This is a genomic window from Micromonospora sp. NPDC003944 (assembly GCF_053605225.1).
The window spans coordinates 1-24,445 of record NZ_JBSGIV010000004.1 but is presented as its reverse complement, the minus strand read 5'-3'; the positions used below and the strand labels follow the sequence as shown (position 1 = coordinate 24,445).

Annotated in this window: 21 protein-coding genes and 1 tRNA gene; 10 read left to right on the top strand and 12 right to left on the bottom strand. The window is 70.7% G+C overall.

Annotated features, from left to right (window positions below):
• Positions 1 to 95 precede the first annotated feature (95 nt).
• Together ACWER9_RS03060 and ACWER9_RS03055 are read left to right on the top strand one after the other, a co-directional pair.
• A tRNA-Pro gene (locus ACWER9_RS03060) sits at positions 96 to 172 on the top strand.
• Positions 173 to 278: 106 nt separating this feature from the next.
• Positions 279 to 680: a hypothetical protein gene (locus ACWER9_RS03055; protein ID WP_452300205.1), complete on the top strand. Its 402-nt coding sequence runs from the start codon at positions 279 to 281 to the stop codon at positions 678 to 680.
• A gap of 44 nt (positions 681 to 724) precedes the next feature.
• Here ACWER9_RS03055 and ACWER9_RS03050 read toward each other — a convergent pair whose 3' ends face one another.
• Positions 725 to 1,198 (bottom strand): hypothetical protein, encoded by a 474-nt coding sequence (locus tag ACWER9_RS03050; protein WP_452300204.1) that lies wholly within the window; start codon positions 1,196 to 1,198, stop codon positions 725 to 727.
• 150 nt (positions 1,199 to 1,348) lie between these two features.
• On the opposite strand from ACWER9_RS03050, the gene ACWER9_RS03045 reads away from it, so the two are divergent.
• Positions 1,349 to 2,632, top strand: coding sequence for an MFS transporter (locus ACWER9_RS03045; RefSeq protein WP_452300203.1), 1,284 nt, complete (start codon positions 1,349 to 1,351; stop codon positions 2,630 to 2,632).
• A gap of 418 nt (positions 2,633 to 3,050) precedes the next feature.
• On the opposite strand, the gene ACWER9_RS03040 is transcribed toward ACWER9_RS03045, so the two are convergent.
• Entirely contained in the window at positions 3,051 to 4,757 is a 1,707-nt protein-coding gene (locus tag ACWER9_RS03040) for a bifunctional metallophosphatase/5'-nucleotidase (protein ID WP_452300202.1), read from the bottom strand.
• 277 nt (positions 4,758 to 5,034) lie between these two features.
• Here ACWER9_RS03040 and ACWER9_RS03035 point away from each other — a divergent pair, with 277 nt between their 5' ends.
• Positions 5,035 to 5,832, top strand: a complete 798-nt coding sequence (locus ACWER9_RS03035) for an alpha/beta fold hydrolase (RefSeq protein ID WP_452300201.1) — start codon at positions 5,035 to 5,037, stop codon at positions 5,830 to 5,832.
• Positions 5,833 to 5,882: 50 nt separating this feature from the next.
• Here ACWER9_RS03035 and ACWER9_RS03030 read toward each other — a convergent pair whose 3' ends face one another.
• Complete coding sequence (locus ACWER9_RS03030) at positions 5,883 to 6,533, bottom strand: histone deacetylase (protein WP_452300200.1); 651 nt, start codon at positions 6,531 to 6,533, stop codon at positions 5,883 to 5,885.
• A gap of 10 nt (positions 6,534 to 6,543) precedes the next feature.
• Complete coding sequence (locus ACWER9_RS03025; RefSeq protein WP_452300199.1) at positions 6,544 to 7,323, bottom strand: phosphodiesterase; 780 nt, start codon at positions 7,321 to 7,323, stop codon at positions 6,544 to 6,546.
• Between the two features lie 196 nt (positions 7,324 to 7,519).
• Here ACWER9_RS03025 and ACWER9_RS03020 point away from each other — a divergent pair, with 196 nt between their 5' ends.
• Complete coding sequence (locus ACWER9_RS03020; RefSeq protein WP_452300198.1) at positions 7,520 to 8,929, top strand: diguanylate cyclase; 1,410 nt, start codon at positions 7,520 to 7,522, stop codon at positions 8,927 to 8,929.
• A 178-nt stretch (positions 8,930 to 9,107) separates the two neighbouring features.
• Here the strand turns inward: ACWER9_RS03020 and ACWER9_RS03015 are convergent, their stop codons facing one another.
• Both ACWER9_RS03015 and ACWER9_RS03010 read right to left on the bottom strand, forming a co-directional pair.
• Positions 9,108 to 10,169 carry an aspartate-semialdehyde dehydrogenase gene (locus tag ACWER9_RS03015; protein WP_196920171.1) on the bottom strand — a complete coding sequence of 354 codons (1,062 nt, stop codon included), beginning with the start codon at positions 10,167 to 10,169 and terminating at the stop codon, positions 9,108 to 9,110.
• A gap of 5 nt (positions 10,170 to 10,174) precedes the next feature.
• Positions 10,175 to 11,440, bottom strand: a complete 1,266-nt coding sequence (locus ACWER9_RS03010; protein WP_366612311.1) for an aspartate kinase — start codon at positions 11,438 to 11,440, stop codon at positions 10,175 to 10,177.
• Positions 11,441 to 11,700: 260 nt separating this feature from the next.
• Here ACWER9_RS03010 and ACWER9_RS03005 point away from each other — a divergent pair, with 260 nt between their 5' ends.
• The 3 genes from ACWER9_RS03005 to leuA all read left to right on the top strand — a co-directional run bounded on the left by ACWER9_RS03005 (position 11,701) and on the right by leuA (position 15,452).
• Complete coding sequence (locus ACWER9_RS03005) at positions 11,701 to 12,489, top strand: hypothetical protein (protein ID WP_452300197.1); 789 nt, start codon at positions 11,701 to 11,703, stop codon at positions 12,487 to 12,489.
• Between the two features lie 84 nt (positions 12,490 to 12,573).
• On the top strand, positions 12,574 to 13,113 hold the full coding sequence (locus ACWER9_RS03000; RefSeq protein WP_452300196.1) for a nitroreductase family protein: 540 nt from the start codon (positions 12,574 to 12,576) through the stop codon (positions 13,111 to 13,113).
• Between the two features lie 587 nt (positions 13,114 to 13,700).
• Complete coding sequence (gene leuA, locus ACWER9_RS02995; RefSeq protein WP_452300195.1) at positions 13,701 to 15,452, top strand: 2-isopropylmalate synthase; 1,752 nt, start codon at positions 13,701 to 13,703, stop codon at positions 15,450 to 15,452.
• A gap of 28 nt (positions 15,453 to 15,480) precedes the next feature.
• Here leuA and ACWER9_RS02990 read toward each other — a convergent pair whose 3' ends face one another.
• Positions 15,481 to 16,974, bottom strand: a complete 1,494-nt coding sequence (locus ACWER9_RS02990) for an MFS transporter (protein ID WP_452300194.1) — start codon at positions 16,972 to 16,974, stop codon at positions 15,481 to 15,483.
• A gap of 107 nt (positions 16,975 to 17,081) precedes the next feature.
• Between ACWER9_RS02990 and ACWER9_RS02985 the strand changes: the two genes are divergently transcribed.
• Together ACWER9_RS02985 and ACWER9_RS02980 are read left to right on the top strand one after the other, a co-directional pair.
• Positions 17,082 to 17,723, top strand: a complete 642-nt coding sequence (locus ACWER9_RS02985) for an HNH endonuclease family protein (protein WP_452300193.1) — start codon at positions 17,082 to 17,084, stop codon at positions 17,721 to 17,723.
• A gap of 14 nt (positions 17,724 to 17,737) precedes the next feature.
• Positions 17,738 to 18,154: a hypothetical protein gene (locus ACWER9_RS02980; RefSeq protein ID WP_452300192.1), complete on the top strand. Its 417-nt coding sequence runs from the start codon at positions 17,738 to 17,740 to the stop codon at positions 18,152 to 18,154.
• A 24-nt stretch (positions 18,155 to 18,178) separates the two neighbouring features.
• On the opposite strand, the gene ACWER9_RS02975 is transcribed toward ACWER9_RS02980, so the two are convergent.
• The 5 genes from ACWER9_RS02975 to ACWER9_RS02955 all read right to left on the bottom strand — a co-directional run bounded on the left by ACWER9_RS02975 (position 18,179) and on the right by ACWER9_RS02955 (position 24,069).
• The gene (locus ACWER9_RS02975; RefSeq protein WP_452300191.1) at positions 18,179 to 19,282 is read right to left on the bottom strand and encodes an ABC transporter ATP-binding protein; all 1,104 of its coding nucleotides are present in this window, start codon (positions 19,280 to 19,282) and stop codon (positions 18,179 to 18,181) included.
• Complete coding sequence (locus ACWER9_RS02970; protein WP_452300190.1) at positions 19,279 to 20,292, bottom strand: ABC transporter ATP-binding protein; 1,014 nt, start codon at positions 20,290 to 20,292, stop codon at positions 19,279 to 19,281. The genes ACWER9_RS02975 and ACWER9_RS02970 overlap by 4 nt, the downstream gene beginning before the upstream one ends.
• Before the next feature lie 66 nt (positions 20,293 to 20,358).
• A complete protein-coding gene (locus ACWER9_RS02965; protein WP_452300189.1) occupies positions 20,359 to 21,321 on the bottom strand; it encodes an ABC transporter permease in 963 nt (320 codons plus the stop codon).
• On the bottom strand, positions 21,318 to 22,322 hold the full coding sequence (locus tag ACWER9_RS02960; RefSeq protein ID WP_278136495.1) for an ABC transporter permease: 1,005 nt from the start codon (positions 22,320 to 22,322) through the stop codon (positions 21,318 to 21,320). The genes ACWER9_RS02965 and ACWER9_RS02960 overlap by 4 nt, the downstream gene beginning before the upstream one ends.
• Before the next feature lie 85 nt (positions 22,323 to 22,407).
• Complete coding sequence (locus ACWER9_RS02955) at positions 22,408 to 24,069, bottom strand: ABC transporter substrate-binding protein (protein WP_452300188.1); 1,662 nt, start codon at positions 24,067 to 24,069, stop codon at positions 22,408 to 22,410.
• Positions 24,070 to 24,445 lie beyond the last annotated feature (376 nt).

The following is a 24,445-nucleotide window of genomic DNA, read 5'->3' as shown; positions in this document are numbered from 1 at the left end:
GTTGTGCGGATCTTGGTTACCCGGGAGGGGTCGGGGCGGCAGGGGTACCGAGTTTGACCATCGGGGCGGGTGGGCTACTATTTGTCGGCACGCCTCGGGGTGTGGCGCAGCTTGGTAGCGCGCTTCGTTCGGGACGAAGAGGTCGTCGGTTCGAATCCGGCCACCCCGACCAGAGGTAAAAGGCCAGGTGAGAATTCCTCTCACCTGGCCTTTTTGTCTCACCCGGCAAGCCCTGTCGACCGATTCCCGTGCTGCCGGGGCCTGGCTAACGTCCGCGTATGACCCGCCCGCAGGCGCCTCAGCCATGGATCCCGCCCGACGGGCCGGCAGCGGCACCCCTTGCGGCCCCGGTGGACGGCCGCGCCACCTTCCTCTCGCTCCTGGCCATGTACCTGCTGGCGGGCCTGGCGATCGCATGTTGGGCGGGAGCGGCGTACAGCGCCCGGATGATCCTTCTTGGCCTCGACATGGTCGAGGGTCTGCTGAGCTTCGTCGGCCTGCTCGGTCTCGCCGCATCCGAGGTGTTCGCGTTGCTGTTCACCATCACCGCTGCCTTCGAGCTACGCGCGCGCAACTCACGCCGTGCGGCCCTGGTGGCCGGCCTGGTCGCGGTCATCGGGGTCGTCACGACGATCGTGTTCCTGATCTGGGTTTCGACCACCGCGGGTACCGACTCGTAGCAGGTGCCGACGAAGCTCGGCGATGCCGCTCGGTGCGCCCGGCCTCAGTCCTGCCGTTCGGTGCGCTCGATCTCCGCGAACGCGGCGGCCAGGTAGTCGTCAAACGGCACGCTCGTCGCCGCCAACAGGTCGGCCACCAGCAGCGGGGCGTGTCGGGCCAGCGCGGCCGCGTCCGGAGGTGACTCGTCGCTCTCGGGGTCGTACACCCCCAACGCGCCGGCCAGCAGGACGAGCACCACGTGCGGGTCGACGTCCGAACGCCACCGCGCCGACTCCTGTACGCAGTGGGTCAACACCTGACGGATGTCGTCGCCGGTCAACCCGTCCGGGTGGCTCTCCTCCAGCAGCAACCGGACCACCCCGCCGAGCACCAGGCCGGAACGCTCGTCCGCCGCGAGACCGCCGACTGCCTCGTCGTACGCCTGACCGTCGCGTTCCTGGGCGGCGGCGACGGCCGCCGTCGCGGTTACCGCGATGGCGCGGGCGGTAGCGGGCAGATGTCGCCAGGTGCCGGTCATCGCGCCAGCATCGCAGACCCGGCAGACATCGACCGACCGCCATCACGGCGAGTGGATCAACGTGGGATTGGTCACCCGACAGGCCCAATCACCGCGAGCGGCGGCCGAAACGGTTCGCGCGGCGTCAGACCCACCGAACAGAATGCCGGCATGCTGCGTCGTGCCCTGCCCCGCCGAACGGAAGCTCGCCGGCTCCTCCTCGGCACCCTGCTGTCGGCGGTCGGGCGAGGGCTGACCCTGCCGTTCCTGTTCATCTATCTGACCGACGTACGCGGGCTCACCGACACCCGCGCCGGGCTCGTGATCGGTTGGTACGGCGCGGTCACCCTGGCCCTGTCGCCGCTGGGCGGAACGCTCATCGACCGCTTCGGCGCCCGCTGGGTGGTGGTGCCCTGCCTGCTGCTCGAAGCGATCGGCACCGGCTCGCTCGCGCTGGTCCACTCGACCGGTTCGGCGGTGCTGGTGATGACGGTGATCGCCATCGGCAGCTCGGCGATCTGGTCGGGGCAGAACACCATCCTCGCCTCGTTGACCGACGACGACGAACGGCAGCGCGTCTTCGGGCTGAACTTCGCCCTGCTCAACCTGGGCATCGGCATCGGCGGCATGACCTCCGGCGCGATCGTCGACACGGCCCGGCCCGGCACCTTCCAGACGATCTACCTGCTGGACGCGGTGACCTACCTGATGCCGGCATTGATCCTGCTCACCCTGCCCGCCGTGGGTCACCGACTCGGCAACCGTCGAGGCGTCGACGAGCCGTCGCCCGGCGGCTACCTGACGGTGCTTCGTGACCGCCCGTTCCGACGACTGGTGATCTTCGGGCTGATCCTCACCACCTGCGGGTACGCACAGGTGGAGGTGGGCTTCGCCGCGTACGCGGTGCGGGTGGCCGAGGTGAACCCGCGAGTCGTGGCCTGGGCGCTCGCGGCCAACACCGTGATGATCGTGCTCGCGCAACTGGTGGTGATCCGCCGGATCGAGGGCCGCAGCCGCACCCGGGCGCTGGCCGTGGTCGGGGCGGTGTTCGCCGCCGCCTGGTTGGTCCTCGGCGCAGCCGGCCTGGTCAACGGTGAGAGCGCGGTGCTGGCCGCCCTGTGCGTGGTGCTCTGCTCGGCGATCTTCGGCTTCGGCGAGACGATGCTGTCCCCGGTGATGCCCGCACTGACAAACGCGCTGGCCACCGACGAGCTACGCGGCCGGTACAACGCGATGAGTTCGATGATCTTCGGAGTCAGCGGTGTGATCGGCCCGGTGACCGCCGGCCCCCTCATCGGCGCCGCCAACGGCATGGTCTGGGTGGCGACGGTGGTCGGCGGCTGCCTGGTCGCCTCACTTGTCGCGCTCTCCCTGCGCCGACTGCTCACCGCGGAGCAGGACGGCGTCGCAACGACTGCCCCGGCAGCGTCCGCCCCCACGCCAGCCCTCACCTGACCTCACCCGACCCCCGAGGGGACCTGACACACCCCACACCCCACGCCTGCGGGCGCGGGGCGCGGGGCGCGCCAAGATCCGAGCAACTTCACGGATGTTGGTGCCTCGGGCGTGCGGGAGACAGCAACATCGGCGAAGTTGCTCGGATCTTCCTCGTTGATCTTGCCCGCAGTGGTCATGTGCGGGCCGGCGCAGGCGTGGGCAACCAGGGCGAACGGGGCGACACGACACGCGCCCGAGGGCCACACACGCCGCCCCGAGGGCGACACGACACGCGCCCGAGGGCCCACACGCGCCCGAGCGCCCACACGCGGATCCACGGGCGGCACGACACGCGGACGCGAGGGTGGCACGACATGGGACGAGGTCGGGCCCCGGAGCACCAGCTCCGGGGCCCGACGAATCGCGGGATCGGCCGTCAGGCGGCGGGGACCTCGGCAGTGGTGCGGATCCGGTCCAGCGTCGGTGCGGAGACCGGCGACTGGGCGGTCAGGTAGTCCACGAACGCGTCCAGGTCGATCTGGCCGGTGACCAGGTTCGTGCCGCCGGTGAGGGCGCTGAAGCCGTCACCGCCCCCGGCCAGGAAGTTGTTCACCGTCACCCGGTAGGTGGCGGCGGTGTCGACCGCGGTGCCGCCCAGGGTGAGGCTGCCCCGAACCACGCGGGTGCCGGCGCACGGGTCGGCGACGGTACCGGTGGTGCCGTTCGGGTCGACCACATAGCCGACCGTGGACGACGGGTACAGGGTCCGCCCGGTGACGAACTGCTGCTCCAGGACGCAGTAGAGCTGCGCTCCGGTCAGGTCCAGTGTCACCAGGTTGTTGGCGAACGGCTGCACGGTGAACGCCTCCTCGTAGGTGACCGGGCCGGCGTCGAGGTCGGCCCGGACCCCGCCCGGGTTCATGAAGGCGGCGACGGCGTTCTGTTCGTCGTCGGTGGCGGCGAGCTGTGCGTCGGCGATCAGGTTGCCCAGCGGCGATTCGCCCAGGCTCGTACCGAAGAGGGTTTCCTGGCTCCGGGTGATCGCCTGGCTGGTCACGCCGACCTGGCGTCCGGCGACCGGGCCGAGCACCGTCTTGTAGCGGTTGATCAGCGCGGTCTGCCGCGGGTCCTTGGCGACGTCGCGGGTGACCACGACGTTGTTCGCGGCCGCGGACAGCACGTCACCGCTCCGGCGGTCGATCTTCAGGTCGATGTCGGTGACCAGGCGACCGAAGGAACTGGCGCTGGTGACCAGTTTGCCGTTGATGTTGCAGTTGTACGCCTGGTGGGTGTGCCCGCTGACCACCACGTCGATGGACGGGTCCATCCGGTTGGTGATGTCCACGATCGGGCCGGTCATCCCGACGCAGTCGTTGATGCCGCCGGTCGCCGCCTGGGTGCCACCCTCGTGCAACAGGACGACGATCGCCTGTACGCCCTTGCGGCGCAGCTCGCGAGCGTACCTGTTGGCGGTGTCCGCCTCGTCGGCGAAGCTGAGGCCGGCGACGCCCTGCTGGCTCACGATCTGCGGGGTGCCCTCCAGGGTCATGCCGATGAAGCCGACCTTGACGCCCTGCACCTTGTGGATCGCGTACGGCGCCATCAGCGGCTTGCCGGTCGCGGTCGTGAAGGCGTTCGCGGACAGGTACTTGAAGCCGGCCCCCCGGTACGGGGTGCCGTCGATGCAGCCGTCCACCGGGTGGCAGCCGCCGTTCTGGATGCGCAGCAGCTCGGCGGCGCCTTCGTCGAACTCGTGGTTGCCGACGCTGGCGTAGTCCAGCCCGGCCATGCTCAGCGCCTCGATTGTCGGCTCGTCGTGGAACGCGGCCGAGAGCAGCGGGGACGCACCGATCAGGTCACCGGCGGCGACAGTGATGGTGTTCTTCTTCTTGGCGGCGGCGCGCAGCTCGGCCAGGTGGGTGGCCAGGAACTCGACGCCACCGGCGGTCTGCCCGGCGATGGTGCCGCTGGACCCGCTCGGCGGTTCGAGGTTGCCGTGGAAGTCGTTGAGGGCCAGCAGGGTGACGTCGACCGGCTTCGGCCGCGCGTCGGCTTGCTCAGGGCTGGTGGCGACCGCGCCGAGGGCGGCCACCGCGAGCGCGGTCAGGCCGACACCGGCCCGACGCATCCCGGTTATGAACATGGATCTCCTCGTGAGAATCGGCGCGTACGGTGCCCGGCCTCTGGTTCGACCGGGGCCACCGACGGACGCCGTCGAAGGGGTCGCGGATGGCGGTGGTTGAGCATGGGCCCCCGCCCCGACAGCCTCTCATCCGTTTGCCCGGCGGTCGACCCGGGCAGCACATCGGAGCTGCGCGTACGCCGGGACCGGAATCGATCACCACTTGGCGCGGTCTGCCGGACAGCGTCGTACCCAGGGTCTAGAAAGGACGGGACGGCCCACGCGGACAGGAGGCATCGTGAGTGGATCGACCCCGGTGGTGGAGCAGGTACGGTCGGCGGACGGCACGCCCATCGCCTTCGAGCGGTCCGGTGCCGGTCCGGCGATCATCCTGGTCGGCGGCGCGTTCGGTGACCGCAACGCGACGCGCGACCTGAGTGCGGCGTTGGCGCCGGACTTCACCGCCTTCGGCTATGACCGTCGGGGCCGGGGCCAGAGCGGCGACACCGCTCCCTACGAGGTCGGTCGTGAGATCGACGACCTGGCCGCCCTGATCGCGGCGGCGGGTGGCTCGGCAGCCGTCTACGGCATCTCCTCCGGTGCCGTCCTGGCCGCCCTCGCCACCGCGCAGGGCCTGTCGGTGACCGGGTTGGTCATGTTCGAGCCACCGTTTCAGGTGGGTTCGCACGTGGGCGTACGTCCGGACATCACCCCGCAGCTCATCGAGCTGATCGCCGCCGACGATCGGGACGGCGCGGTGGCGACCTTCCTCAGCGCCTCGGTGGGGCTGCCGGCCGAGCAGATCAGCGCGATGCGGTCGCAACCGATGTGGGCTGGGCTGACGGCGGTCGCGCACACCCTGGTGTACGACGCGATCGTCACCGCTGGAGGCCGACTCCCCGCCGACCGCCTGGGGGCCGTCACCACGCCGACCCTCGGGGTGGACAGCACCGGCAGTCCACAGTGGTTGCGGGACGCTAGCCGGGCTGCGGCCGAGGCGGTTCCGGGTGGCCGGTCCGTCAGCCTCGACGGTGGCTACCACGACGTGCCACCGACGACGCTGGCCCCGGTGCTGCGCGAGTTTCTGCTCGGTTGACGACACCGCCACGCGCAAACCGCCACCCGGGCCAGCCGGAGTCCGGTGCGTCAGCCGCCGCGCAGCGCCTCCTCGACCAGGGCCGTCACAGCGTCCCGTGGCAAGGCGTCCGCCACGCCGGGCCGGGCCGCCAGGTAGGTGGCGATCCGCTCGGCCGGCCAGCCGTGCGACTCACGTAGCCCGCTGGCGATCATGCCGAGGTAGATCGGCGCGGGTGGTCGGCACCGCGCGGCGGACGCCCCCTCCGGGGCGGTGAACGTGAGCATCGGTACGCCGTCGCGGCTGCCCGGGCAGATCAACGTCTCGTACCGGCCAGGGCCGAGCGTGGCCCGCCCGTCGGCGACGGCGGCGTCGATGGCCGCGCCGGTCGCCGGGATCAGGTCGGCGGGGTCGCCCGGCGGACGATACATCTCCTGCGCCGCGATGTCGGTGAACTGCTCCAGGGTGACCAGGTAGGCGCGGGCAGGGGCCTCGCCCGGCAGGTGCGGGTCGTAGAAGGCCATGCCGCCGGTCCAGGCACCAGACTCACCGGCGAAGTAGATGCCGCCGGGCAGCGTCACCGGCACCGATCGGCTCGGCGGACGGCGGTCGCGGCAGCCCGGGTACGTCCGCTTTCCGCCGGGTGGGCAGCCGCCACCGATGTACCAGGCCAGCCGGGCGGCGTGCATGTTCGAGCCGTACGAGACGTACCAGACCAGCACGACACAGCCCTCAGAACCCGCAGGTCTGCCCGGCGGAGTGACTGACCTGCACGGTGTGGGTCACGCAGCCGCCGGCCTCCACCGAGTGCAGCAGGAACGCGGTGGGCTCGTCGACCCAACCGATCTGCTCGTCGGCGCTCATGGTGAGCGTGCTCTGCTTCAACGTGCTTGGTGCCACGGTGAGGACAGTGCCCGCGTACGCCGTGGTGACCGGGCGGTGCAGGTGGCCGGCGCCCACCCGTACGACGTGCCGGTGCCGGCCGATCACCTCGGCGAGCGCGGCACCGTCGGCGAGCCGGATGGAGTCCGCCGCGGGAATGCCGACCGCTACCGGCGGGTGGTGCAGGAAGATCACGGCGGGCACCTCGGGTCGCCCGGCCAGCACCCCGTCGAGCCAGCCGAGCTGCTCCTCGCCGAGCTGGCCGCCGTCACTGCCGGGGACGAGCGAGTCGAGCACCACCACCGACGCCGCCTCGTGGTCGACGTGGTAGTAGGCCGAGAAGCCGCCGCCGAGCCATGGCGTGCCCCCGAACGCGTCGATCAGGGACTCCCGGTCGTCGTGGTTGCCGGTGACCAGGTGCACCGGCAGCGGGAACCCGCCGATCACCTCGCGCAGCGCCGCGTACTCCTCGGGTTGCCCGTGGTCGGCCAGGTCACCGGTGATCACGACGCACTCCGGTCGGGGCCGCAACGCCAGCACCCGGCCGAGCGCCCGGTGCAACCCGGCGGCGGGTTGCGCGGCGAGCAGGCCGGTGGTCAGGTGCGGGTCACTGAGCTGGGCGATGAGCAACGAGCTCGCCTCCTCGGCGCCGGGGTGCTTCAGGCTATCGCCGGGCGCGACATCCCGGGGGCAGGCGTCCACAGGCCGCGTCCACAGCCTGTGGATAGCACGTGTGTACGAAGGTCGCTGTCCCGCCACCGTGAGTACGCTTGATCGAGCGGTTCGGCGTCGGCCGGCCCCCTCCCCTACCTGGAACGACGTGCGAGTGGATCATCAGCGAGTCATCCGTGACGTCACCGTCCGCCTGCCGATGGCGTCGAGCACGCCGGAGGTGTGTCGGTGGGCGGTCACCGCGCTGTCCCGCCACACCCCGGCGACCATCTCCGTACTCCTGGCGGCCCACGACCGTCTGCGCTGCGTCGCGGCGACCGGGGCCTGGCAGGTCTTCGCCACGGTGCCGGCGCGGACCGGCATCGTCGGCCGGGTGTACGCGACCGGCACCCCTGCCGTGGTCCCGGACGTCACCGTCGACCCCGACTACCTACCGGTACGCCCGGACGTGACAACCGAACTGTGCGTACCCGTGGTGGACCCGACGGGCCGGACGATCGGCGTACTCGACCTGCAGTGGAGTGAGCCGACCGACCTGGAGCCGTGGCGGGAGACCGCGCAGCGGCTGGCCGACCGGCTCGGCGCGCGGATCGCCGCCCTCGGTGGCCCGCCGGCGGAGAGCCGCAGTGAGAAGCTGCTCCGGCACGCCGCCGCGCTCTCCTCCGCACCGACCGAGGGAGAGGTGATGGGGGTGGCGGCCCGCGCCGCCCGGGAGGTCTCCACGCTCTCCACCGCGCTGCTGCTGGTCGGCGGCAAGCTCGGTCCGCCCTCGGCGACGCCGAGCGACCTGGAGACCCGGATCCGTGCCGAGCTGGCCGGGGCGGGTCCGGTCGCTCTGGACCGGATGGTCGACCGGGCACACCGGTACGGCGCCGGCTACACACTTGGCGAGGCCGGGCATCCGCCGACCGAGGACTACCGTCCGCTGACCCGGGCGGGGGTACGCACACTTGTCGCCGTACCGGTCGGGCCGACGGACGCCGGAGGTGTGCTCCTGGTCGCCGACGAACGCGCGCTGCGTCCGGACCCGACCACGGTCAGCCTGATGGAGTTGCTCGCCGGGCAGGCCTGGACGAGCGTGGACCGCCTGCGCACGCTGGCCCGGCTGCGCGAGCAGGCCAGCTCCGACCCGCTGACCGGGTTGCGGCACACCGGCCCGTTCGGGCAGCGGATCGCGGCGGCCACCCCCGGGCGTACGGCCCTGCTGGCGATCGACGTGGACGGCTTCAAGACCGTGAACGACACGTACGGCCACCAGGCCGGCGACCGGGTGCTTGTCGGCTTGGCCCGGGCGCTGGAGGAGGCGCTGCGGCACGGCGACGAGCTGTACCGGATCGGTGGTGACGAGTTCGTCGCGGTGATCGAGGTCAGCCGCCCGGAGGAGGCGGTCCGGATCGCCGAACGGCTCACCGAGGCGGCTCGACGTATCGGCCGCACCATCAGCGTGGGCGTCGCCCTCCCTCGCCCCGGCGAAACCCCCGATCGCACCCTGAAGCGAGCCGACCAGGCCCTCTACACGGTAAAACGCCAAGGCCGAGACGGAGTCCTCCTAGCCGCAGCCTAACCCCACCCCGGCCCCGGCCCCCCGGCCTGCAGGGACCAACCCTGGCCCGCGTCGATCATGGACTTATGGTGGGCGCTTTGGCCTCGGAAGGAGTAAACGTCCCCCACCACAACTCCATGATCGACGCGGGTCAGGGGGCGGGCGGGGCCGGACCGAGGGGCCGGGGCCGAGGGCGGGGTTAGGGGGTGCGGAGTTCTTTGGCCAGGAGTTCGGCGATCTGGGCGGTGTTGAGGGCTGCGCCCTTGCGGAGGTTGTCGCCGGTGACGAAGAAGTCGAGGGCGCGGGGGTCGTCCAGGGCTCGGCGGATTCGGCCGACCCAGGACGGGTCGGTGCCGACGGCGTCGATCGGCATCGGGAACTCCCCGGCCGCAGGGTCGTCGACGAGGATCACCCCGGGGGCGTTGCGGAGCGCCTCGCGGGCCCCCTCGGCGTCGACCTCGGTGGCGAAGACCGCGTGTACGGCCACCGAGTGCGCGGTGACCACCGGTACCCGGACGCAGGTCGCGGAGACCTTGAGGTCGGGGAGGCCCAGGATCTTCCGCGACTCGTTGCGGATCTTCATCTCTTCCGAGGACCAGCCGCTGTCCGCCGGGGAGCCGGCCCAGGGGACCACGTTGAGCGCCATCGGTGCAGGGAACGGCCCCAGGTCGTCGCCGACCGCCTGGCGTACGTCGCCGGTGCGCGAGCCGAGCGCCCGGTCGCCGGCGACCTTGGTGAGCTGGTCGTGCAGGATGTCGACGCCGGACTGACCGGCCCCGGAGACCGCCTGGTAGGAGGCGAGCACCAGCTCCCGGAGGCCGTACTCGCGGTGCAGCGGCGCGACGGCGACGATCATCGCGAGGGTGGTGCAGTTGGCGTTGGCGATGATGCCGCGGGGCCGGTTGCGGACCTGCTCGGGGTTGATCTCCGGGACGACGAGCGGGACGTCGCGGTCCATCCGGAACGCGCCGGAGTTGTCGACAGCGATCGCGCCCCGGGAGACGGCGATCGGCGCCCACTCGGCGGAGACCTCGTCGGGCACGTCGAACATGGCCACCTGGACCCCGTCGAACGCCTCGGGGGTCAGCGCCTGGACGACGAGTTCCTCGCCCCGGCAGCGCACCCGGCGGCCGACGGAACGCTCTGACGCGAGCAGCCGGATCTCACCCCAGACGTTGCGCCGCCCGGTGAGCAGCTCACACATGACGGTGCCGACGGCACCTGTCGCTCCGACCACGGCGAGGGTGGGCAGCGCCGTCATCGGCGCTACCTACCCGTCCCCGCGTAGACCACGGCTTCGGTGTCGCCGCCAAGCTCGAACGCGTCGTGGATGGCCCGGACGGCGGCGTCGAGGTCGGTGTCCCGGCAGACCACGGAGACCCGGATCTCGGAGGTGGAGATCATCTCGATGTTGACGCCGGCCGCGCCGAGCGCGGCGAAGAAGCCGGCGGCCACCCCGGGGTGTGAGCGCATGCCCGCGCCGATCAGCGAGACCTTGCCGACGTGGTCGTCGTAGAGCAGGCCCTTGAACTTGACCGGCTCCTGGATCTTGCTGAGCGCCGCCATGGCGGTGGGGCCGTCGGCCTTGGGCAGGGTGAACGAGATGTCCGTCCGGCCGGTGCCCTCGGTGGAGACGTTCTGGACGATCATGTCGAGGTTGATCTCGGCGCCGGCGACGGTGTCGAAGATCCGCGCGGCGGCGCCCGGCTCGTCGGGCACGCCGACAATCGTGATCTTTGCCTCGCTGCGGTCGTGCGCGACCCCGGTGATCAGTGCCTGCTCCACGGAAAGGTCCTCCATCGATCCGGTGACCATCGTGCCGGTGTTGGTCGAGTATGACGAACGGACGTGGATCGGCAACCCCGCCCGCCGGGCGTACTCCACGCTACGCAGGTGCAGCACCTTCGCGCCGCACGCGGCCAGCTCGAGCATCTCCTCGTAGGTGATCTGCTGGATGTGCCGGGCGTTGGGCACGATGCGCGGGTCGGCGGTGAAGATGCCGTCCACGTCGGTGTAGATCTCGCAGACGTCGGCGTGCAGGGCGGCGGCGAGCGCCACGGCGGTGGTGTCCGAACCACCGCGGCCCAGCGTGGTGACGTCCTTGGTGTCCTGCGAGACGCCCTGGAAGCCGGCCACGATGACCACCGACCCCTCGTCGAGCGCGCCCTTGAGCCGCCCGGGGGTGACGTCGATGATCCGGGCGCGGCCGTGCACCGACGTGGTGATCACGCCGGCCTGCGAGCCGGTGAACGAGCGGGCTTCGTACCCCAGGTTGTGGATGGCCATGGCCAGCAGGGCCATGGAGATCCGCTCCCCGGCGGTGAGCAGCATGTCCAGCTCGCGGCCCGGCGGCAGCGGGCTGACCTGGTTGGCCAGGTCGAGCAGCTCGTCGGTGGTGTCGCCCATCGCGGAGACCACCACCACCACGTCGTCGCCGGCCTTGCGGGCGGCGACGATGCGCTCGGCCACCCGCTTGATCCGCTCGGCGTTGGCGACGGAGGACCCGCCGTACTTCTGCACCACGAGTGCCACGACGGTGCACTCCCTCCCAGCGACCCTGAGCGTGCCGACGCCGCCGGAACCGGGGCCGGCGGCGCGTGTCAGACCCCTTGAGGGTATCCGGCGGGTAACGGCGCCGGGTCAGGTGATCCCACCATCCGGCCCGCCCGGTGCCGGCCGGGCCGGTCCCCCGAGGTCGGGCAGGTACGCGGGGACGGTCCCGCCCGACACGCCGGGAGGGGCCCGCAACGCGTCGGCACCCACCAACCGCCCGTACCCCCCAGAATGGGCCGGTGCCCGTCCTCAACCGCTCGGCCGGCCGCGTGCTCGGGCCGCTCGTCCTCGCCCTGCCGACGCTCCTGGTCGCCTGCACAAGTGAACAGCCGCCGACCCCACCACCCGCCGATCCGGGGCCGGTCGAGGTGGACGCCGCGCGCGACGAGCTCGCCGCGCTCGCCGCGGCGGCACAGGATCGGCACCTGACGGCCCAGTACGTGTACAGCCAACCGGGCCAGCTCGATCGCACCATCGTGTTCACGAGCGCGAACGACGGCAGCTGGCGGGTCGACGTGCCGGGGGGCGCGTTGGGTGGCACGGCAGACGTCTCGATGGCCACCACTGCCGACGGGTTGTTCCAGTGCGCCCTGCCCTCGGCCGGTCACGCCGAGCCGGCGAGCTGCGTACGCCTGGGGGAGCGCGACGACGCGATCCCGCGTCGGCTGGACCCCCGGGTTCAGCACCCGCTCACCGACTGGCTGGACGTGCTCACCGACCGACGTGCGCCGCTGGCGGTCGCCCCGGCCGACGCCCCCGAGGGGCTCACCGGCGCCTGCTACTCGGTGGACTCCACCTCGGCGTCGCTCAACGCCCCGCTGGATGTGGGCATCTACTGCTACGACCGGGACGGCACACCGACCGGCGTCCGGACCGGAGCCGGGACGCTGAGACTGGCTGCCGTACCCGGCCCGGCACCGGCGACCGTGCAGCTGGCCGGCCCGGTGGTGGTCGACCGGGAGCCGCTGGACACCGCGGCGCCACCGACCCCGGACCCGTCGGAGAGCCCGGGCGCGGGAACGCCCTGATCTTCGTCCCGTTACGGGTGCTCTTGCCCACATTCGGGCACCCCGCACTGAGGGGCGAATCACCCATACAGGACGATCCGACGTATGGCCGATCTCACTCCGCTGCTCGCCTACCGCTGGAGTCCGCTGGCGTTCCACCCCACCGGGAAGGTGAGCGCGGCCGACACCTCCTCCCTGTTGGAGGCGGCCCGCTGGGCACCCTCCCTGGGCAACCGCCAGCCCTGGCGGTTCACGGTCGGGTACCGCGACGACGAGACGTGGAAGCGGATCCTGGTCAACCTGCCCGAACGCGACCAACGCTGGGCGCACCGGGCCGCCGCGCTGCTACTCGCCGCACATGTCGAGCCCGACAGCGCGTCGACCGACGGGATCGCGTACGACCTGGGCCAGGCGGTTGCCCATCTCACAGTCCAGGCCACCGCGCTCGGGTTGCACGTTCGGCAGGTGCTCAGCGTGGACCGTGCCGGACTCGCCGCCGACCTGAACCTGCCCAGCGACGTGCGGCCGTACGCGGTGCTCGTCGTCGGGCAGCTCGGCGACCCGCTCAGCCTCCCGGCGGACCTCGTCGCCGAGGAGACCGGCCTGCGTCGCCGCCGACCGCTGGCCGACCTCCTGATCGGCTGACCGGCACCTGCCTACTCGCCGCGGCTGGCGCGGAGCAGGACCGTCGCGGCCTGGGTCGGCTTCGGGCTGGGCGCGTCACCGACACCGCCACGGGCGCGGCTCGGGCCTCCGCCGGACGACCAGCGCGGCGCGTACCTGGGGGCGCTGCGGCTCGGCGAGCAGGTGCAGTACCTGATCGCTCCGGCCGGGTCGACCGCGCTCGGTGTGACCGCCGGCGGCTGGGGTTGGTTACCGACGGCAGCGATCTTCGTGCTGGTAGCGATGGTGGTCAGGCCCGCGGTGGCCCGGGCACAACGGACACCGAGGCTGGGTTCCCAGGCCCCAGCGTCGACAATGACCCCGGTCCCATAGTCCGGACCAGCCTTTCCACCCCTCGTTCCATCACGTAGGGTGACCTGGATATGTGGCAGGCGCTTCTCCTCCTTAGCCGCCGCGACGAGGCCTGACCGGCCGGCACCTCGTCGCGGAGTCGCATCGCGCCGTCCAGCAATCCGAAATCCTCCTCGGCACCGCCGCGCACCGTCGCCCGGCACTTAGCCGACACCTTCCGATCTGCTGACGCCACATGTTCCAGGGAGCACTCTGAGATGGCTCAACCTGTCACCGACGCCGAGACCGATCCGATCGCCCGGCAGCAACCAAGTCGGATGCCGTACCAGCGCTACCAGCCGTACGGGGAGCAGTTCCGGGTCGACCTGCCGGACCGCACCTGGCCCACCCGCACCGTCGAGGCCGCCCCCCGGTGGTGCGCGGTGGATCTCCGCGACGGCAACCAGGCCCTGATCGACCCGATGTCGCCGGAGCGCAAGCGCCGGATGTTCCAGCTGCTGGTCCAGATGGGCTACAAGGAGATCGAGGTCGGCTTCCCGTCGGCCAGTCAGACCGACTTCGACTTCGTCCGGCAGCTCATCGAACAGGACATGATCCCGGACGACGTCACCATCCAGGTGCTCACCCAGTGCCGGGAGCACCTGATCGACCGGACGTTCGAGTCGCTGCGCGGCGCGAAGCGGGCCATCGTGCACTTCTACAACTCGACCTCCACCCTCCAGCGCCGGGTGGTCTTCGGCCTGGACAAGGACGGCATCGCCGACATCGCCACCACCGGGGCGCGGCTCTGCCAGAAGTACGCGGAGATCCACACCCCGGACACCGAGATCTTCTACGAGTACTCGCCGGAGTCCTACACGGGCACCGAGCTGGAGTACGCGCTGGAGGTCTGCTCCCGCGTGATCGACGTGATCGACCCGACCCCCGACCGGCCGCTGATCATCAACCTGCCGGCCACCGTCGAGATGGCCACCCCCAACGTGTACGCCGACTCGATCGAGTGGATGCACCGGCACCTGCCGCGCCGCGACAGCGTGGTGCTGAGCCTGCACCCGCACAACGACCGGGGCACCGGCGTGGCCGCCGCCGAGCTGGGCCTGCTCGCCGGCGCGGACCGCATCGAGGGCTGCCTGTTCGGCAACGGCGAGCGCACCGGCAACGTCGACCTGGTGACCCTGGGCCTCAACATCTTCTCCCAGGGCATCGACCCGATGATCGACTTCTCGAACATCGACGAGATCCGGCGCGCGGTCGAGTACTGCAACCAGCTACCTGTGCACGAGCGCCACCCGTACGCCGGTGACCTCGTCTACACCGCCTTCTCCGGCTCCCACCAGGACGCCATCAAGAAGGGCTTCGACGCCCTCGCCGCCGACGCGAAGGCGGCCGGCGTGCCGGTGGACGAGCACACCTGGGCGGTGCCGTACCTGCCGATCGACCCGAAGGACCTGGGCCGTACCTACGAGGCGGTCATCCGGGTCAACTCGCAGTCCGGCAAGGGCGGCGTCGCGTACATCATGAAGAGCGAGCACCAACTGGACCTGCCGCGCCGGCTCCAGATCGAGTTCTCCGGGGTGGTCCAGCAGGTCACCGACCACGACGGCGGCGAGGTCGACCCGGCCGCCATGTGGCAGATCTTCGCGACCCACTACCTGCTCGACCACCAGCCCGACCCGGCGGTCCGGTTGACCGGCTACACGATCAGCACCATCGACGGCAAGGTCGAGATCGACGCGCAGGTCGGTGTGGGCGGCGAGCAGCGGTCCCTGACCGCTGTCGGCAACGGCCCGATCGACGCGTACGTCAACGCGCTCCAGTCGGTCGGGGTGGGCGTGCGGGTGCTCGACTACCACGAGCACGCGCTCTCCTCCGGCGGTGACGCGCAGGCCGCCGCGTACGTGGAGTGCGAGGTGGACGGCAGGACGGTCTGGGGTGTGGGCACCGACGCCAACATCGTCACCGCGTCGATCAAGGCGGTCACCAGCGCCGTCAACCGCGCCCGCCGCTGACCGCGCGCCACACCCCCGGAGTACCTGCCTACTTCGGGGGTGTGGCGGCGGGCAGCGAGTGGCAGGGTTGGGACGGCGGGGCTTCCCGGGGCGGTCGGTGCACCAGCACGAGGGCCAGCAGCGCGCCGACCACGAGTAGCCCGGCGCACCACTCCATGGCGCCCCGGAACGCGTCGGTCAGCTCGCCCTTCTGCTCGTAGCCGCCACCGGAGAGCCCGACAAGCAGTGGCAGCGCCGCCACCGCGAGCAGGCCGCCGGCCCGGGACGCCGCGTTGTTGAAGCCGCTTGCCACCCCGGAGAACCGATCTTCCACGGCGGCGAGCACGGACGCGGTCAGCGGTGCCACCACCAGGGTCAGCCCGATGCCGAAGAGCAACACCCCGGGCAGTACGTCCCGCCAGTACGACGCGCCCGGCCCGACGCCGCGCAGCAGCAGCAGACCGACTGCGGCGACCACCGGACCGATGGCGAGCGGCAGCCGTGGGCCGATCCGCGCCGACAGCGCGCCGGCACGCGCGGACCCGACCAACAGCAGCAGGGTCATCGGCAGCAGCGCGATGCCGGTGCGGAAGGCGGACCACTCCACCACGTTCTGCAGGTAGACGGCGAAGAAGAAGGTGAAGCCGCCGAGCGCCGCGTAGACGACGACGGTGAAGAGGTTCAGCACCGAGAAGAGGCGGCTGCTGAACAGCCCGGTGGGCAGCATCGCGGCGTCGCCACGTCGCCGCTCCAGCAGCACGAAGGCCACCGCCGAGAGCACCCCGACCACCGCCGCGATCAGCACCTCGGCGGAGTCGAACCCGCGGGCCGGCGCGTCGATGAGGGCGTAGGTGACGCCGGCGAGCGCGAGCGCGCCGAGCAGGGCGCCGGCGACGTCGAACCGCCGTCTGGTCCGCCCCCTCCCCTGCGTCCGGGAGGCGCTCTCGTCGCGACTCTCCGGCACCCAGCGCAGGGCGGCCAGCAGCACCAGCACGGCGATCGGCAGGTTGAGGAAGAAGATCCACCGCCAGGAGAGCGCGTCGATCAGCCAACCCCCGATGAACGGCCCCAGCGCGGTGGACACCCCGGACAGCCCGGCCCAGGCGCCGATCGCGCGCCCCCGGTCGTCGGGATGGAAGCTCGCCTGGAGCACCGAGAGCGAACCGGGGGTGAGCAACGCGCCACCGGCACCCTGGAGGAACCGGGCCCCGATCAGCCACTCGGTGCCCTGGGCCAGCCCGCACAGCACCGAGGCGGCAGTGAACCACAGCACGCCGATGAGGAAGACCCGCCGCCGGCCGAAGCGGTCCCCGAGCGCGCCGCCGAGCAGCACGAACGCCGCAAGCATCAGCAGGTAACCGTTGATGGTCCACTGGAGATCTGCCACGTTCGCGCCGAGGTCCTGCCCGAGCTTCGGCAGCGCCACGTTGACGACGGTGCTGTCAAGGAAGACCATGCCAGAGGCGAGCACGGCGGCGAGCAGCGTGCCCCGGCCGGCGGTGGTGCCCATCCGGAGGGCGGTCGCCGGTACGGGTGCGGTCATCCCACCAATGTGCCTTGCACCATGTGGGAGACGCCACGAAACGCCGAAACCATTCCCGGGTACTGTGCGCAATCGCCGGGAGCCCCCAAGCTGGAGAGGTGTCGTCTGTGCGTACCAGATCAGGACCGCGAGCGGCGGTGCTCGCGCTCGCCGCGGCGCTGGCGCTCGGCGTGGCCGGTTGCGTCCCGCCGGATGAGCCGACCGCACCACCGCCTAGCGGCGGCGGCGGTAACGCCGCGGAGCAGCTGAGCCAGCTCACCGTCGCGACCGCCGGGTCGATGAAGGGCTACAGCCGGGAGCGTTTCCCGCACTGGCGGGACACCGGCAAGAACTGCGACGTCCGGGACAGCATCCTCCAGCGCGACGGCAAGGACGTGAAGCTGTCCGGCTGCAACGTGGTCGGCGGGCGCTGGGAGAGCGTGTACGACGGGCGCAGCTTCTCGGACCCCTCCGACGTGGACATCGACCACATGGTGCCGTTGGCCAACGCGTGGCGCTCGGGCGCCGACGAGTGGGACAACGCCAAGCGCGGCGATTTCGCCAACGACACCACCCGTCCGCAGCTCTTCGCGGTTTCCGCCTCGTCCAACCGGGCAAAGGGTGACCAGGACCCGTCCCAGTGGAAGCCGGCAAACCGATCGTACTGGTGTAAATACGCCCAGGACTGGGTGACGGTCAAGCACTACTGGCGGCTGACGGTGACCACCGCCGAGAAGGCCGCGCTTACCGACATGTTGGAGGGCTGTTGAGTGGGGAGCGACTCGTGACCGCCGCCGAGGAGAGCGGCCAGGCCGCCGCCGACGAGAGCGGCCAGGCCGCCGCCGACGAGAGCGGCCCGTCCGCCGCAGGCATGACCGCGGACGGGACCGCCGAGACCTCCGCCGCCGTGCCGGGTGCCGGCATGGTCGCGGACTCGGGCGGCGCGGCCGGCGCGCAGAGCCGCACCACGGACATCGTGCCCGGCCCCGGCGGCGTGATGACCGACGAGGTCGGCGTCGTCACGGGTGACCTGACGCTGCGCACCGAGTACGCGGACGGCAAGGTCACCCTGCGGGTGCAGTACAAGGACGCGGACGAGTGGTACGTGGTGACCGGCACGGCGGTCACGCTCGCCGACGCGGCCGGGCTGGACGCGGTGCACGGCGTCGCGGTGGGGCTGCTGAACCGCCCCGAAGGCTGACGACCGCCGGCACCGCGTCCAATCTCAGACGTACGAACCGGGCTCGGTGGGCGCGGAGACCACGCCCGGCGCGTCCCCCTCACCCTCGGGCCGGACGACCTGCGCGCTGACGCCGTGTGGGCGCAGTTCGCCGCTAGCGATCTGCTCGGCGAAGTGGCAGGCCACCCGGCTGGCGCCGATCTCCCGCAGCACCGGTCGCTCATCGGCGCAGCGGGTGGGCTGCGCCCACGGGCAGCGGGTGTGGAAGCGGCAGCCGGACGGCGGGTTGGCCGGCGACGGCAGGTCGCCGGCGAGCAGGATCCGCTCCCGGCGGTCCTCCACGTCCGGGTCCGGCACCGGCACCGCGGACATCAGCGCCCGGGTGTACGGGTGCAGCGGCTCGGTGTAGAGCCTGTCGCTCGGTGCCTCCTCGACCAACGCGCCCAGGTACATGACGCCGACCGTGTCGGAGATGTGCCGGACCACCGCGAGGTCGTGCGCGATCACCAGATAGGTCAGCCCCAGGCTGTCCTGGAGTTCGTCGAGCAGGTTGACCACCTGGGCCTGGATCGACACGTCCAGCGCCGAGACTGGCTCGTCCGCGACGATCAGCTCCGGCCCGAGCACCAGCGCGCGGGCGATGCCGATGCGCTGCCGCTGCCCACCGGAGAACTCGTGCGGGTAGCGGGACAGCGCCCAACGCGGCAGCCCGACCGCGTCCAGGGTCTCGCCGATGATCCGTCGACGGTCGGTGCGGTCGGTGCCGATCCCGTGGGTCTGCAGGCCCTCGGTCAGGATCGACTCGACGTTCTGCCGGGGATCGAGGCTGGACATCGGATCCTGGAAGATCATCTGCATCCGGCGACGCGTGCTGCGCAGCTTGCCGGGCGGCAGGGTCGTCAGCTCGACACCGTCGAAGCTGACCTCACCTGCGGTCGGCGGGGTGAGCTGGAGCAGTGCCCGACCCAGCGTGGACTTGCCGCAGCCGGACTCACCCACCAGGCCGTACGTCTTGCCCCGCGCGATCCTCAGGTCGACCCCGTCGACGGCCTTCACCTGGCCGACCACCCGGTCGAAGAGCACCCCCCGCTTGATCGGGAAGTGCACCTTCAGGTCGCGTACCTCGACGAGGATGTCGTTCTCGCTCACGCTTCTTCCTCCTCGCGCGGGGCGGGCACCGTGCCCGGCACCGGCTCCGGGTTGACGCACCGGTAGCTCCGTCCGTCGTGGGCGTGCACCAGCTCCGGTGGCTCACCGACGCACTCGTCGATCCGTCGGGCGCAGCGCGGGGCGAAGGCGCAACCGTCCGCCCAGGGCAGCAGATCACGGACCGAACCGGGGATCGGGCTGAGCTTCTCGCCCCGCCCGGCGTCCAGGCGCGGCACCGACCCGAGCAGACCCACGGTGTACGGGTGCCGCGGCTGGCGGAACAGCGGACGGCGGCGGGCCGTCTCCACCACCCGACCGCCGTAGAGCACGTTGACGGTGTCGCACATGCCGGCCACCACACCCAGATCGTGCGTGATCATCAGCAGCGCGGTGCCGGAGTCCCGGACCAGTTCCTTGAGCAACTCCAGGATCTGGGCCTGGATGGTGACGTCCAACGCGGTGGTCGGTTCGTCGGCGATCAGCAGCCGAGGCTGGCAGGCCACCGCCATGGCGATGAGCGCGCGCTGGCGCATCCCACCGGAGAGCTGGTGCGGGTACTCCTTGAGCCGCCGCTTCGGGTCGGGGATGCCGACCCGGTCGAGCAGCATCGCCGCTTCCTTCGCCGCGGCGTCGCCCTTCATCCCGCGGTGCCGGGCAAGCACCTCGGTCACCTGCAACCCGATCGGGATCACCGGGTTCAACGACGACAGCGGGTCCTGGAAGATCATCGCGATGTCCCGACCCCGAATGTCCCGCCGCGACCTGTCGTCGAGCTGGAGCAGGTCGGTGCCGTCGAAGACGGCCTTGCCGCCGACCCGCAGGCCAGGCTGCTTGGGCAGCAGACCCATGATCGCCAGCGAGGTGACGCTCTTGCCGCAGCCGGACTCGCCGACCAGGCCGACCACCTCACCGGCGTCGACCGAGAAGGACACCCCGTCGACCGCGTGCACGGCCCGTTGACCGCGACGGGCGAACGTGACGGACAGATCTTCAACTTCGAGCAGTGCCATTACTGGCCTTCCGTTCGCGACTGCGGGGCTCGCAAGCTCACTCCTCGCGCTTCACACATGCCGGGCCTACTTCCGCAGCTTCGGGTCGAGGGCCTCACGCATCGCCTCACCCAGCAGGGTGAAGCCGAGCGCGGTGATGATGATCGCGACCGCCGGGTAGATCGCCAGCGACGGCCGGATGCCGAGGTACTGCTGCGCGTCGGCGAGCATGACCCCCCACTCCGGTACGGCCGTGTCCGGGTTGCCGAGGCCGAGGAAGGAGAGCGCCGCCGCCTCGATGATCGCGGTGGCCAGGGTGAGCGTGGCCTGCACGATCACCGGGGCGAGCGAGTTGGGCACCACGTGGGTCAGTGCAATCTTCGACTTCTTGACGCCGAGCGAGGTCGCCGCCAACACGTAGTCGCTGTTGGCCTGGGAGATCATCGAGCCGCGCAGCAGCCGGGCGAAGACCGGCACCGAGACCACACCGACCGCGATCATCACGGTGGTCAGGCTGGCCCCGAGCAGGGCGGCGATGCTCACTGCCAGGAGCAGGCTCGGCATCGCGAGCAGCATGTCGATGAAGCGCATCAGGGTCGTGTCGACCCACCGCCCCCACCGTCCACCGAGACCCGCCGCGGCCCCGGAGACGCCACCGATCAGCGCGCCGATCGCCAGACCGATCAGGGTGGAGACCACGCCGACCAGCAGGGTCTGGCGGGCACCCACGATCATCCGGCTGAACTCGTCGCGGCCCTGGTGGTCGTAACCGAACCAGTGGTCGCCGTCGGGGCCGGGGATGACCCCTGGCTTGATCAGCCCTTCCCGGATGCCGATCGTGTCCGTCGGCGCGTACGGCACGAGGAACGGACCGAGCACCGCGACCAGCAGGAAGATCGCCAGGATGACCGCGCCGACGATCGCGGCCGGGTTTCCGCGCAACCGGCGGAACGCCTCCTGCCAGAGGCTGACGCCCCGCTCGTCGTCCCGGGCGGCCAGCTCGGAGAGCCGGTCGATCTTCTCGCGCTTCTTGCCTGGGCTGAGTGTCATCGCACCCTCACCCTCGGGTCGATGAAGCTGTAGGAGAGATCGACCAGGAGGTTCACCAGCACGTACACCACCGCGATGATCAGGATGAAGCCCATCAGCACCGGATAGTCGCGTTGGCCGATGGCCTCGGCGACGAACGCTCCGATGCCGCTGAAGGCGAAGACGGTCTCGGTAAGCACCGCGCCGGAGAGCAGGCCGCCCGCGAGCAGACCGATCGAGGTGGCCACCGGCAGCATGGCGTTGCGCAGGACGTGCCGGCGACGAACCGTCTGCTCGGTCAGGCCCTTCGCCTCGGCGGTGCGGACGAAGTCCTCGTTCAGCACCTCGAGCACACTCGCCCGGGTGATCCGGACGATGATCGCCAGCGGGATGCTTGCCAGCGCGATGCTCGGCAGCACCAGATGCCAGAGGGCGTCGGCTGCGGCGTCCCACTCACGGGTCATCAACCCGTCCAGGACGAAGAAGTTGGTGACCCGGGTCGCCCCGAGCGTCGGGTCCTGCCGGCCGCTGGAGGGGAACCAGTGCAGGTTCTCCGAGAAGATCGCTTTGAGCACGTAGCCCAGGAAGAAGACCGGGATGCAGATGCCGATCAGCGAGCCGCCCACGGACGCGTGGTCCAGGAAGCGACCGCGACGACGGGCAGCCAGGTAGCCAAGCGGAATGCCGACGCCGATCGCGATCACCATGGCGGTGATGGTCAGCTCGACGGTGCCGGGGAAGCGCTCGATGAACTCCGTGGTGACCGCCCGCTTGGTGGAAGTCGAGGTGCCCAGGTCGAGCCGGATCAGCCGGCGGACGAAGCGGCCGTACTGCACCAGGATGGGCTCGTCGAGCCCCATGTTGCGGCGGATGGCAGCACGCATCTCGGGCGTACCGCGCTCGCCGAGGATTGCGGTCTCGGGGCCGCCGGGGAGCCGGCGGAGCCAGATGAAGAGCAGGAGGGAGAGCCCGAACAGCGTGGGTATCAGCTGAAGCAGGCGCCTGACGATGAACCGGAACACGGCGGCCTCGAAGGGGTGCGGAGGGTTGCGGGCGGACGCTGTGTGACAGCGCCCGCCCGCGTTCCTTGCTGCGTCAGATCAGGACTTACTTGAACTCGGCGGTGGCGTACCGCTCGTCGGTGAGCGGGCTCGCCTTGACGCCGGTCACGTCCTTGCCGAACACGATCGCCGGCGGCGAGTGCGAGATCGGCACACCGGGCAGGAAGTCCATGATGGACTTGTTCAGGGCCTTGTACTTCTCGGTCCGGGCCGCGATGTCGGCGGTGCCGTCCGCGTCCTTGAACTGGTCGAACAGGGCCTTGTTGTTGAAGCCCCACTCGTCCTTCGGCCGGTCGAAGAAGGTACCGATGAAGTTGTAGGCGTCGCCGTAGTCACCGGTCCAGCCCAGGAAGTGGATGTCGTGCTTGCTACCCGAGGTGGTGGCGTTCAGGTAGTCCGGGCTCCACTTGAGCGGGATCGCCTCGACGGTGATGCCGACAGCCTTCAGGTCGGCCGACAGCAGCTCGAAGATGTCCTTCGGGTTCGGCATGTACGGCCGGGTGACCTCGGTCGGGTAGTGGAACTTGAGCGTCAGGTTCGACGCGCCGGCCTCGGCCAGCAGGGCCTTCGCCTTGGCCGGGTCGTAGGTGTACTTCGTGACCTCACCGTTCCAACCCTCGACGGTGTCCGGCATGAAGTTGTCGGCGACCTTGGCGCCCGGCGGCAGCTTGGAGGTGACCAGCTGCTGACGGTTCAGGGCGTACGCGATGGCCTGCCGGACGCGGATGTCGGCGAGCTTCGGGTTGCCCTTCTGGTTGATCGCCAGGTAGAGCACGTTGAACGCCGGCCGGGTGAGCATGTTGAAGCCCTCGGACTTCAGCGGCTCGACGTCCGCCGGGCCGACCAGGTCGTAGCCCTGGATGTCACCGGAGCGCAGCGCCTGCTTGCGGGCGTTCTCGTCCGAGATCGTCTTGAAGATGAGGCTCTTCAGCTTGGCCTTGGGGCCCGCGTAGTCCTCGTTGCGCTCCAGGGTCAGCGTCTTGTTGGCGACGTCCCAGGTCTTGAACTTGAACGGGCCGGTGCCGGTCGGGTGCGCCGTCGCGTACGCCGGGTACTTGATGTCCTCGGCGGTGCCGCCCACGTTGCTGGCGTCGAACTCCTGCAGCGCCTTCGGGCTGTGGATGGAGAACGAGGGGAGCATCAGCGCGGCCGGGATCTTGCTGGAGACCCGCGTGAAGGCGAGGTCCACAGTGGTGGCGTCCTTGGCCGTGCAGGACTTGAAGAGGCTCGGCGGGAGGTCGGCGTTCTCGTTCTTGGCGAAGCCGCCCATGACGTCCTGCCAGTACGCGGTCACGTCCGGGCTCTGCATGAGGCCCTTGGCGTTGTACCAGCGGTTGAAGTTGACGCAGACGGCCTCGGCGTTGAAGTCGGTGCCGTCGTGGAACTTCACGCCCGAACGGAGCTTGAAGGTCCAGGTGGTGCCGGCGGCGTCCGGCGTCCAGGACTCGGCCAGACCGGGGGTGACCTTCGTGCCACCCTCCTCCGGCCGGACCAGGGTCTCGAAGACCTGACGCGCCACACGCAGCGACTCACCGTCGCTGGCGAAGCTGGGGTCGAGCACCTTCGGGTCTCCGGCGACGCCGAAGACGAGGGTGTCCTTCTTGCTACCACCGGATTTGTCGCCGCGGTTGCTCTCGGCGCAGCCTGCTACCGCGAGGGCCGCGACCGCGATGGCCGCGATCGCGACCTTCGGCCTGGGTGCACGCATGTGTGCTTCACCTCGTCCTTGGGGGTACGGACAACGTGGTGACAGGGGTCACCGATGGCGGTGACCATAGCTCCCGATGCGTCCACCCGGAAACCGTTGAGTGGACGGTTGGTATCGGATCGTGCCTCAACCGCCGCTTGACATTCGATTCGTAGGCAAACGGCGGCGAAAACCGATCAATCTGCATCCGCGATGCCAAACTGTTACGTCGAACAGCCCCGATGAGGGCTCAGGTGTCAGATCATTTCCGGGCATCGACGCAGCGGTGGCCGGCACCCGCGTGTACTCGTTTGCTGCTGTCATCAGGCATTCGAGGCCGACCCGCAGACGGATGGGTACAAGATCCGAGATCAGACTCCGTCGCCCGCGGTGGCGG